Origin of the sequence: Pseudomonas entomophila L48 (assembly GCF_000026105.1) — a bacterium.
Lineage (GTDB): Bacteria > Pseudomonadota > Gammaproteobacteria > Pseudomonadales > Pseudomonadaceae > Aquipseudomonas > Aquipseudomonas entomophila.
On sequence record NC_008027.1, the window covers coordinates 3,475,890 to 3,487,841 of the forward strand.

General features: G+C 69.6%; 3 protein-coding genes. All 3 read right to left on the bottom strand.

The features are described from left to right. The 3 genes from PSEEN_RS14930 to PSEEN_RS14940 are packed head-to-tail and all read right to left on the bottom strand — an operon-like array spanning nucleotide 1 to nucleotide 11,929. Entirely contained in the window at nucleotides 1-7,815 is a 7,815-nt protein-coding gene (locus tag PSEEN_RS14930; RefSeq protein WP_011534376.1) for a non-ribosomal peptide synthetase, read from the bottom strand. Further along, nucleotides 7,812-10,856, bottom strand: coding sequence for a non-ribosomal peptide synthetase (locus PSEEN_RS14935; RefSeq protein ID WP_011534377.1), 3,045 nt, complete (start codon nucleotides 10,854-10,856; stop codon nucleotides 7,812-7,814). The genes PSEEN_RS14930 and PSEEN_RS14935 overlap by 4 nt, the downstream gene beginning before the upstream one ends. Beyond that, nucleotides 10,853-11,929 (bottom strand): TauD/TfdA family dioxygenase, encoded by a 1,077-nt coding sequence (locus PSEEN_RS14940; RefSeq protein ID WP_011534378.1) that lies wholly within the window; start codon nucleotides 11,927-11,929, stop codon nucleotides 10,853-10,855. Before PSEEN_RS14940 ends, PSEEN_RS14935 begins: the two co-directional genes overlap by 4 nt. Between the last annotated feature and the right edge of the window lie 23 nt (nucleotides 11,930-11,952).

Consider the following 11,952-nt stretch of genomic DNA (forward strand, 5'->3'; position numbering starts at 1 on the left):
TCATTCCAGCTCCAGTTCAGTCAGGAAGTCGTGCATGTCACTCAGGTTTTCTTCGAAGTCTGTATTGAGGTGTGGTGCTATACAGACGGCGTAGTCCTCGAGCGATTTAGCCCTGAACATGGCATCCAGCGGCAGGCTGGCGCGCAACACCTGCTGCGCCCTGGCGGTGGCCTGGGTGGCCAGCAGCGAATGGCCGCCCAATTCGAAGAAGTTGTCGGCAAGGCCGACCTTCTCCAGTTTCAGTACCTCGGCCCAGATTTGCGCCAGCTGGCACTCCAGCTCGCTGCGCGGCGCCTGGTAGCGCGCCTGGGCGAGGCTTGCGTCCGGCGCCGGCAGCGCCTTGCGGTCGAGCTTGCCGTTGGGGGTCAGCGGCATGCGCGCCAGCAGCATCAGCTGTGCCGGCACCATGAACTCAGGCAGCGCCTCGCCCAACGCCGCGCGCAGGGTTTCGCGCAGCACCTGCTGGGCCTCGCCCGCCTCTACCAGCGCCGCGTCCGCCGGCACCAGGTAGCCCACCAGCTGCGTGCCCAGGCCGGTGTCGCGGGCCACCACCGCCGCTTCGCGCACTTCGGCGCGGGCCAGCAGCTGCGCCTCGATCTCGCCCAGCTCGATGCGGAACCCGCGAATCTTCACCTGGTGGTCGGCACGGCCGATGTATTCCAGGCGGCCCTGGCCGTCGAAGCGCGCCAGGTCGCCGGTGCGGTAGATTCGCTCGCCGTCGGCGAACGGGCTGGCCAGGAAGCGCTCGGCAGTCAGCCCCGGGCGCTGGTGGTAGCCCCGCGCCAGGCCCGCGCCGCCGATGTACAGCTCGCCGGCCACGCCCACCGGCACCGGTTGCAGGTCGGCGTCCAGCACCAGCAGCGCCGTGTTGTCCAGCGGCCGGCCCAGCAGCACCTGCGGGTGGCCCGCGTCCAGGTAGTGCAGCGCCGACCAGATGGTGGTTTCGGTCGGGCCGTACAGGTTCCACACATGGCCGCAGCGCTCGATCAGCCGCGCCGCCAGGTCCGGCGCCAGCGCCTCGCCGCCGCACAGCGCCTTGCACCCGGCCAGGCTCGCCGCCTGCGGGCTGTCCAGCAGCATCCGCCAGGTCGACGGGGTGGCCTGCACCACGCTGACCCGCTCGGTGTCTATCGCGGCCAGCAAGGCTTGCGGGTCACGGGCCGTGGCCCGCTCCACCAGCACGATGCAGGCGCCGGCCAGCAGGCTGCCGTACAGCTCCAGGCCGGCGATGTCGAACGACAGCGAGGTCAGCGACAGCACACGGTCACTGGCGTCGATGCCCGGCTGCTTGAGCATGCTGGCCAGGAAGTTCAGCACGCCGTCGTGGCGCACGCCCACGCCCTTGGGCTTGCCGGTGGAGCCGGAGGTGTAGATCACGTAGGCCAGGTTGCTCGGCGCGGCCAGGTTGGCCAGGTTGTCGCCGTCAAACTCCGCCAGCCAGTCTTCGCCGGCTTGCAGTTCCAGCGCCTCGACACCGGCCGACAGTGCCAGCGCGCCGCGCAGGTGGGCCTGGGTCAGCACCAACCGCGCACCGCTGTCTTCGACCATGTGCGCCAGGCGCTCGGCCGGGTATTCCGGGTCCATCGGCACGTAGGCGCCGCCGGCCTTGAGGATCGCCAGCAGCCCCACCACCAGCTCCACGCCACGCTCCACGGCGATACCCACCAGCACGTCCGGGCCTACACCGGCCGCACGCAGGCGTCGGGCCAGGCGATTGGCACGGCGGTTGAGGGTGGCGTAGTCGAGGGTTTCGCCGGCCACGCTCAGGGCGGGTGCGGTTGGCGCGCGTGCGGCGCTGGCCTCGATCAGTTGGTGCAGGCACTGGTCGTCGGCGAAGGGCACCGCCGTGGCGTTCCACGCCTCGACTACTTGCGCCTGTTCATGCGCCGCCAGCAGGCCAAGGCTGCCCAGGCAGCGCTGGTCATCCTCGCAGAACGCCCGCAACAGGCCTTGCAGGTGGCGATCCAGCTGCTCGATAGCAGTGCGGCCATAAACGTCGCACGCATGGCTGTACTGCAGCACCAGGTCCTCTTCCAGGCCTGCCGACAGGGTCAAGGCATAGCTGGTGCGTTCGCGCTTGCTCGAATCACTGAAGCGCAGGCCGGCCGGCGCGCCCTGCTCCAGCGCCGCCGAAACCGGGTAGTTCTCGAAGATCAGGATGTGATCGAACAAGGCGCCACCGCCCTGCCCGGCCCAGCGCTGGATCTCGTACAGCGGCGTGTGCTCGTGGTCGCGCATGGCCAGGTTGAGGTCCTGCACCTGGCGCACCCACTGGCCCACGGTCAGTTGCGCCTCGGGTTGGGCGATCACCGGCAAGGTGTTGATGAACAGCCCCAGTTGCTCCTCGATGCCCGGCAACTGCGCCGGGCGCCCCGACACGGTGGCGCCGAAGGCCACGCAGTCCTGCTGGGTGTAGCGGCGCAACAACAGTAGCCAGGCAGCCTGCAGCACCGTGTTGGCGGTGACCTTCTGCTGCCTGGCGAAGGCTTTCAGCCGTGCGGTGTCAGCCACGCCCAGGCGGCTGACGCGCTCGGCGAAGCTGCCCGGCGCGGCCTCTCGCTCGCTGCCATCGGCCAGTGCATCGGCCAGCCGGGTGGGCTCCGCCAGCTCGGCCAGGCGCGCTTTCCAGAACGCCTCGCTGGCGTCCGCCGGTTGCTTCGCCAGCCACCCCAGGTAAGGGCGGTAGCTACTGGCCGGTGTGCTGCAGTCCTGCCCGGCGTAACGTTGCAGCACCTCACCCAGCAGGCGCGAGCTGCTCCAGCCGTCCAGCAGGATATGGTGGGTGGTCTGGATCAGGTGCCAGTCGTCCTCGCCGGTACGCACCACGACAAGGCGCAGCAACGGCGCCTGGTCGAGCTCGAAGGCACGCGCCAGGTCGCTGGCCGCCAGTGCGTCCAGGGCACTGGCCAGATCATCGCGACCGCGCCAGTCGTGCAGCTCGCGGGGAACGGCCAGGTGCTTGTGCACCACCTGCAGCGGCTGCTCCAGCCCATGCTGCCAGTGGAAGCTGGCGCGCAGCACGTCATGGCGGTCGACGCAGGCCTGCCAGGCCTGGACGAAGCGCTCGACATCCAGGCCCTGCACCTGCAGGCGCATCTGGTTGAGGTAGGCGCTGCCGGCCGGCTGGTAGAGGCTGTGGAACAGCATGCCCTGCTGCATCGGCGTCAGGGGCAGCACGTCGGCGATGGCCGAAGGCGCCACTGGCAAGGCATCGAGCTGCGCCTGGGCCAGGCCGGCCAGGGGGAAGTCCGAAGGCGTGACACCCTCGCCGCCGTCGAGGCAGCAATGCTGGATCAGGCCCTGCAAGGCTTCGAGGTAGAGGCCGTTGAGCTGTTCGATACGCTCGCGGGCGAACATCTGTCCGCTGAACGTCCAGCTCAGCCCCAGGCACCCCTGGTAGACCTGGGCGTTGAGCGTCAGCCAGTTGCCCAGGGGCGCGGCGGCGGCGCGGGTGTCGCCGCTGGGGCCGGCGCAGGGGCGCAGCCAGGCGTCGGCGTCAAAGCCCTGGTCGAGCTGGCCGAGGTAGTTGAAGGTGATGCGCGGCACCGGCAAGGCCGCCAGCGCCTGGCGCTTTTCAGGCGCCGCAAGATGGCGCAGCAGGCCGAAGCCCAGGCCATTGCCGGGTATGGCGCGCAACTGCTCCTTGACCGCCTTGATGCAGTCACCTGGCGCCATGTGCGGCGTCAGGCGCACCGGATAGAGGCTGGTGAACCAGCCCACGGTGCGCGACAGATCGATGTCCTCGAACAGGTCTTCGCGACCGTGCCCTTCCAGGCGTACCAGCACATCGGGGCGCCCGCTCCAGCGGTTCACGGCCTGGGCCAGCGCGGCCAGCAGCAGGTCGTTGATCTGGGTGCGGTAGGCGCTGCCGGCGGCCTGCAGCAATTCACGGGTTCGCTCCTGGGGCAGTTGCCCATTGACCACCTGGGCGTGGCGCTGCTCCAGCGAGCCGGCCGGGTCGTCGCACGGCAGCGCGGCGTCGGCGCCTTGCAGGCGCGCCAGCCAACCCGCCAGTTCGCCCGCCACGGACTCGCTGCCGGCATACCCAGCCAAGCGCGTGGCCCAGTCACGCCAGGCGCTGGTCTTGGCCGGCAACTCCGGTTCGCGGCCCAAGGCCAACGCCGTGTAGATCTGCTGCAGGTCTTCCAACAGGATCCGCCAGGACACGCCGTCGACCACCAGATGGTGAATCACCAGCAGCAGGCGTTGACTGCCATCGGCCTGAGTGGCCAGCACGGCACGCAACAGCGGCCCTTCACCAAGGTCGAGGCTAGCCTGGGCCTGTTCGCAACAGGCCTGCAACTGCTCGTCGTTCGCCACGTCGCGCTGCCACAGCAGCGGTTGCTCGTCGAGAGGGCCGTGCCACTGGCGCCAGCCCTCGCCCTCGGCGGCAAACCGCAGGCGCAGGGCGTCATGGTGACGCACCAGGCGCTGTAACGCGCCTTCCAGCCACTGCGCGTCGAGCCGTCGTTCGGGCTGCAACAGCACGGCCTGGTTCCAGTGGTGCTGCTGGGGAATGCGGCCTTCGAAGAAACCTTGCTGGATCGGCGTCAGCGGCACCTCGCCCTGCACCGGCCCCTGGTCGATGACCTGCTGTGCCTGTTCACGCGTCACCAGCGCCAGCGTGGCAATGGTCTGGTGGGCAAATACATCGCGGGCGGCCAGGTTCAGGCCTGCCTTGCGCGCCCGGCTGACCATCTGGATGGCGATGATCGAGTCGCCGCCCAGTTCGAAGAAGTTGTCGTCGACACCAATGTCTTCGCGCCCCAGCACCTGCTGCCAGACCGCCAGCAGGCCCGCTTGCAGCGCATCGCGCGGTGCCTGGCCAGCGGCCTTGGCGGCATTCGGCGCCGGCAATGGCAAGGCGCGGCGGTCGAGCTTGCCGTTGGCGGTCAGCGGCAGCGCCGCCAGGGTCAGCACATGGGCGGGTACCTGGTGTGCCGAGACGCGCTCGCGCAGGAACGCCTTGAGCGCCTCGGCAGCCACCACTTCGGCGCCCTTGGCCACCACATAGACGACCAGTTGCAGGCCGTTGGCACCGGGCTGGCCGACCACCACGCACTCACCCACCGCAGGATGAGCGAGCAGTTGGCGTTCGATTTCGCCGGGCTCGACCCGGTAGCCGCGAATCTTCAGTTGCTGGTCGGCACGGCCCTGGTAGCGCAAGGCGCCGTCGGCATACTGGCGCACGCGGTCGCCGGTGCGGTACAGGCGCTGCCCGGCCGCGCCGAACGGGTCGGGCACGAAACGCTCGGCGGTCAGCCCCGGCTGGCCCAGATATCCCCGGGCCAGGCCCGCGCCACCGAGGTACAGCTCGCCCTGGCCACCGACCGGCGCCGCGTTCAAGGCGGCGTCGAGCACATGGGCACGCAGGTTGGGCAACGGCGCGCCCAGGGGCGGCGCGACCCGCACATCGTCGAGCTGGCAGGTGAAGGCGCCGACGGTGGTCTCGGTCGGGCCGTAATGGTTGGCCAGGCGGCACTGCGGCGCCAGGGCCTGGACACGTTGCAGCAACGCGGGCGGGCTGGCCTCGCCGCCGAGCACCAGGCAGCGGCGCGGCAGCACGGCGGCATTGTCGCCGGCCAGCAGCGCGGCCAGGTGCGATGGCACGATCTTCAGCGCGTCGACGGCATGCGCGCTCATGTAGGCGGCGAACGCCTGGCCGTCGACCGCCGTGTCGGCGTCCACCAGGTGCAGGGTGCGGCCTGCCGCCAGGGCGCCGAACAGTACGGTGTGGCCGAGGTCGGCGGCCAGGGTCGAGACCAGCGCCATGCTGCGCACGTCGGCCAGCGGCAGGCGTTGTTCGATACCGTCGAGGTAGTTGGCCAGGGCCCCGTGGCCCACGCCCACGGCCTTGGGACGGCCGGTAGAACCCGAGGTGAAGATCACATAGGCCAGGTCGTCACCGAATACTTCGATGGCCGGGGCGGCCTCGGCGCATTCTGGGGCTTGCAGGGCATCGTCCAGCAGGCAGGTGGCGACACCCTCGAACCCGCTGAAGCGTTCGAACTGGTCGGAGGGCGCCAGGACCAACTGCGCGCCACTGTCTTCAAGCATCTGGCCCAAGCGTTCACGCGGGAACTGTGGGTCGAGGGCCACGTAGCAGGCGCCGGCCTTGAGCACGGCGAGCAGGCCGACCAGGGTTTCCAGGCGGCGCTCGGCGCTCAGTGCCACCAGCGAGCGAGGCGTCACTCCGCGCGCGATCAAGCGTGCGGCCAGGTGATTGGCACGGGCGTCAAGGGCGGCATAGCTCAGCGAGCGCGGGCCGTCGACCAGCGCCAGGCGCTCGGGATGCGCCGCGGCCTGGGCTGCGAAACGCTGGTGCAACCAGGTGCTGGCCGCACTTGCCGGCTCGGCCTGAACAGGCGCAGTCGGCGCTTCGAGGCGCAGCGCCTCGATGGCCTGGCCGGGTTCGGCCAGGGCCTGCTCCAACAGCAGCGCCCAGTGCTGGCCAAGGCGTTCGATGGTAGCGGCCTCGAACAGGTCGCAGGCGTACAGCCACGACGCCTTGAGCTGATCGCCCTGCTCCTCGGTGCTGAGGGTCAGGTCGAAACGGGCGAATTCGCGGGTCAGTTCCAGTGGCGCCAGCTCGACGCCGGGCAGTTGCCAGCTCACCGCCTCGCCACGGCTCGCCTGGTGATTGAACAGCACCTGGAACAGCGGCGTGCGGTCGAGGCTGCGCTGCGGTTGCAGGGCATCGACCAGGTGTTCGAACGGCAGGTCCTGGTTGGCCTGGGCCTCCATCACCCGTTGGCGCACCTGGGCCAGCACCGCGCTGAACGGCTGGCGACCGTCCAGCTCGACCTGCAGCACCTGGGTGTTGACGAAGAAACCGATCAACGCCTCGACTTCGGCGCGGGTGCGGTTGGCCACCGGCGTGCCGACCCGCACCACCTCGCTGCCGCTGTAGCGGAACAGCAGTACCTGCAAGCTGGCCAGCAGCACCATGAACGGCGTGCAGCCATGCTCGGCGGCAACGCGGCGCAGCGACGCGCCCAGGCCATCGGGCAAGGCCACGGCCACCCGCGCCCCCTGCTGCCCGCGGCGCGCCGGGCGCGGATGATCGAACGGCAGCTCCAACTCGTCGTCCGCCGCGCCCAGCCGCTCGCGCCAGTAGCCCAACTGACGCTCGGCCTCGCCGGCCTCCAACCACAGGCGCTGCCAGCGGGCGTGGTCGGCGTACTGGATGGCCAGCGGCGCGACGTCGGCCTGGGACTGGTAGTGACCCAGCACCTCGTTGACCAGGATCGGCATCGACCAGGCATCGGTGACGATGTGGTGGGTGCAGAACACCAGCACCCACTCCGTCTCGCCGGTACGCAGCAAGCTGGCGCGCAACAGCAGGTCACGCTCCAGGTCGAACGGCCGCGCCGAGCGCTCGGCGATGACGTCCTGCAGTTGTTGGGCGCTGGCCTGGCGCAGGTCCTGCTCGTCCACCTCGACCTCGCGCAAGCCATGGATCACCTGCAGCACGCGCTGCTCGTCCTGGCGGAAGTTGGTGCGCAGCGCCTCGTGGCGCGCCACCAGCGCCTGCAGGCTGCGCGCCAGGCGCTGGCGGTCGAAGTCACCGCGCACACGCAGCAACGCCGGCTGGTTGTAGGCGCTGGACTGCGGGTCGAGCTGCCACAGCAGCCACAGCCGCTGCTGAGCGAACGACGCCTGCACCGGCTGGTCATCCTCGCGTGCCGGAATCGGCAGCAGGTCGAACGACAGCCCCTGTTCACGCATGCGCCCTTGCAGCGCTTTCTGCTCCTGCGGGGCCAGGGCGGCGAAGCGCCTGGCCAGGGCCTGCATGCGGTCGGACAGCTGGGTCATACGTCCTCCACCGCATCGAACAGCGCTTCCAGGGCATCGGCCTTGGCGTCGCTGGCGCCGGAGCCACGATGTCGCTCAACCTGCTCGGCCAGCAACGCCACGGTCTCGCCCTCGAAGAACACCCGCAGCGGCAGGTCCAGGTTCAACTGGGCCTGCACTTGCGAGCGGATCCGCGTGGCCAGCAGCGAGTGGCCGCCCAGGGCGAAGAAGTTGTCGTGCACACCGACCCGTTCCAGTTGCAGGGCCTCCTGCCAGATCTGCGCCAGGGTTGCTTCCAGTTCGTTGCGCGGTGCCTGGTATTCGCGGCTCTCGGCCTGCACGGCGGCCAGTGCATTGCGGTCGAGCTTGCCGTTGGGGGTCAGCGGCAAGCGGTCGAGGGCGCGCAGGTAAGCCGGCACCATGTATTCCGGCAACTGTTCACGCAGACGCTCCAGCAGCTGGATCTCCACGCCGCCCGCAGCGGTTTCGGCCAAGACCACAAACGCCGCCAGCTGGGCGCCGCCACCGGTCTCGCGCACGACGACCGCCGCCTCGCGCACGTCAGGCAACTGCGCCAGGCGCGCTTCGATCTCGCCCAGCTCGACACGGAAACCGCGCAGCTTGAGCTGGAAATCCAGGCGCCCGAGGTAGTCCAGGGTCGCGTCGGTGCCCGGGCTGACCCGGTCGCCGGTGCGGTACAGACGCTCGCCCGGCGTGCGGGCAAACGGGTCCGGCACGAAGCGGCTGGCGGTCAGGCTGGGACGCTGCAGGTAACCCCGGGCCAGGCCCGGGCCACCGACGAACAGCTCGCCTTCACGGCCAAAGCCGACCAGCTCGCCATCGCGGTCCAGCACCCGCAGGCGCGCACCGGCGATGGCGCCGCCGATCGAGATGCGCTCGTGGGGCGGTTGTTGTTCCACGGCATGGGCCGAGCACCAGACCGCGCTCTCCGACGGCCCGTATTCGTTGACCAGCAAGGTGTGCGGTAGACGCTGATAATGGGCGGCAGGCAGGTCCACCGGGCAGGCCTCGCCGGCCACGATCACGCAGGCCAGCTCAGGCTGGCGCAGGTGCTCGAGGATCTGCGCGTAGAACGACGGCAGGGCCAGGAAGTGGCTGATCGCCTCGCCTTCGACCAGCGCTGCCAGGCGCACCGGATCCTTGTGCGCCTCTTCTTCGGGCAGGTACAGCGTGCCGCCCTGCCCCAGGGTCCAGAAGATCCCGGCCACGGAGCTGTCGAAGGAGAACGACGACAGCATCAGGAAGCGACGCAGCGGCGCCTGGTAGAACGCCGCGCGGGCGCGGGTCGAGGCGCAGGCATTGGCATGGCTGATCATCACGCCCTTGGGCTTGCCGGTGGAGCCGGAGGTGTAGATCACGTAGGCCAGGTTATCGGCGCTGATGGGCGCCTGCGGCGCCTCGGCCTGGGCCGGTGGCAGGCCGCCTTCCAGGGCCAGGCGCTCGACGCCGTCGGCCACTTCGATGCCTTCGGCCAGCGGCCGCAGGGTGATCAGGCTGTGGGCCTTGGCGTCATGAAGCATGAACGACAGGCGATCGGCCGGGTAGCTGGGGTCCAGCGGCAGGTAGGCGCCACCGGCCTTGAGGATCGCCAGCAGGGTGACGACGATCTCCACCGAGCGCTCGCCATACACCGCCACCACGCTGTCGGCGCCAACACCGCGCTGGCGCAGGACGGCGGCCAGGCCGTTGGCGTGCTGGTCGAGGGTGGCGTAGTCGAGGGTCTGCTCGCCCACGTGCAGGGCGATGTGCTGCGGCTGCTTGGTCGCCGCCAGCTCGAACAGGCCATGCAGGGTCTGGCCCGGCACGGCCTCCAGCGCGTCGCTGCGGTCGAAGCGCGCGAGCAGTTGCGCCTGCTGGGCGGCATCGACCGTGGCCAGGCGTGCCAGGGGTTGATCGAGGTCCTTGGCCAAGGCACCGGCGAAGGTATCGAATTGCGCCAGCCAGGCCGCCAGTTGCTCGACGGCATAGCGGCCGGCCGGGCTGGACAGGCGCAGCAATTGCCCATCGACCCGCAGCAACAGCTTCTGCGCGCGTGGGCAGTCCAGTTCCAGCTGCACACGGTCGTCCGGCGCCTGGTTGCGCAGACCACAGGCATAGGCCGGCACGGCGGCCTCGCCAAGGTCGGCCTCGTCGAGGCAGTCCAGCCAGGCGCGGGCCTGGCTCAATTGACCTGCCAGGCCAGGCAATTGCTCGCCCAGGCCACGGGTGCTGTCGAAACTCAGCACCAGCGGCAGTTGCCGGGCGAAATGCCCCAGCGTCTGTTCGAGCTGTTCGTTGCGGCCATCGACCTCCAGCCCCAGCACCAGCCCAGGTTGCTGCCCCAGCTCGGCGAGGAACGCGCCCCACAGCAGGGCCAGGGCATCTTCGCGCTCGACCTGCGCGGCCGCGACCAGCGCGTCCAACGCGGCAGCGACGCCATTACCGACCTGCTCGGCCACCGGCACCTGCGCGCTCGCCTGGCGCCGCTCGAACGGCAGCGGCAACGGGTGCGCCGCATTGCTCAGCAGGCCACGCCAGAAGGCCCGCCCTTCCAGGCCGATGGCCTCCTGCGCGAGGTCACCCTGCCAGGCGGCATAGTCGGCGTACTGCAAGGCATCGAAGGGTTCCAGAGACGCGCCGCGCAACAGCTGCCCGAGTTCATCGGCCAGTTGCCGCAGGGCCTGTTCGTCGGCGCTGGCCAGGGCCACGCCGAGCAGCAGCTGACCGGGGCACAGCGCGGCGACCAGCGGGTATTGCGCCAAGCCCTGGGCTACCCGATCACGGGCCTGTTCCAGGGTGTCGACCGCCAGCACCTGCAGGCTGGCCTGCGGGTGGATTTCCTGGGCCGGCAATTTCAGGCCGGGCACCTGCACATAACGGGTACGCAGCACCTCGTGGCGCTCGCACAGGGTGCGCAGGGCCTGCTCCAGGGCCAGCAGGTTCAGCCCGGCGGGGGTTTCCATCAGCAGCCTGGCGGCCAGTGGCTGGCCCTGCCCGGCCTGGAGCACCAGCACCTGTTGCGCCGAGGCCTGGAAGATTTCTGCGGGGTTGCTGGCGGTCATGCTTGGACTCCTTGGCCCAGTGCCACTTCATGGCTCTTCAACGGAATGGCCATGGCGGTGAGGATTTTTCGCGGCCCGGTGTAACCGTTGCGCGCGTGGATGGTGAGGATGTTGTCGAGGATCACCACGTCGCCCTTCTGCCAGGGGAACTCGACCATGACGTCGCGGTAGATCTGCTGCAGGTGGCGGATATGCGCCTCGGGGATCGGGCTGCCGTCGCCGTAGAAGGTGTTCTGCGGCAGGTCGTCGTCGGCGAACTCGGCGCGCAGGCTGTCGCGGATGCTTTCCGGCAGGGTCAGGGCGTTGAAGAAGGTGGCGTGGTTGAACCACACCACTTCGCCGGTGCGCGGGTGGCGCACCATGGCCGGGCCCTTCTGCCGCGTGCGCAGGCGGTTGCCGGGCTTCCACTCCGGGGTGATGCCGATCTTCGCGCAGTAGGCCTCGACCTCGGCGCGGTCTTCGGTCTGGAACACGGTCTGCCACGGCAGGCCCATGCCATCGCCGTAGTTGCGCACGTAGAGCACCCCGCCCTTGCGCTCGAACGCCTCGCGCACCTCGGGGTCGATACGCGGCAGGATCAGCCGGGTATCGCCGAATGGCGTCTCGCCGCCGGTGGGCGACGGCACGTCGCAATAGAAGTACAGGTGCAGCGGGAACACCGGCGAGTAGGAGTGCTCGTTGTGCGGGAAGATCCGCTCGGCGGACGGGTAGTCGGTGGAGCTGTAGACGTTCAGCGAACGGGTGATCTGGGTCCGTGGCGAAGCGCGGAACAGGTATTCCAGGGCGCCGCCGGAGATCGCGTCGACGCACTGGTTGAATTCGTTGATGTCCTGCACCGCGAAGCCCCGGAACAGGATGGTGGCGTGCTGGTCGAGCTTGCGCTCGATCAGTTCGCGGTTCTGCCCGGCCCACTGGGCCAGGCCCACGCCCGGCACCTTCGGCGTGCACAGCAGCGGCAGGCTGCTGCCTTCGAACATCGGCGAGAATTCCACCAGGCTGTCCTGGTCCACGCTCAGACTCTTGCGCCGCCCCTTGGCCAGCATCGGTATGGCTTGCGCCTCGCTCTTGGACATTTCCCTCTCCCGTTCGGTGAAGC

Bases quoted from the DNA above. Each gene is read 5' to 3' on its own strand.
- PSEEN_RS14930 (WP_011534376.1), bottom strand. From the start codon at position 7,815: ATGACCCAGCTGTCCGACCGCATGCAGGCCCTGGCCAGGCGCTTCGCC.
- PSEEN_RS14935 (WP_011534377.1), bottom strand. From the start codon at position 10,856: ATGACCGCCAGCAACCCCGCAGAAATCTTCCAGGCCTCGGCGCAACAG.
- PSEEN_RS14940 (WP_011534378.1), bottom strand. From the start codon at position 11,929: ATGTCCAAGAGCGAGGCGCAAGCCATACCGATGCTGGCCAAGGGGCGG.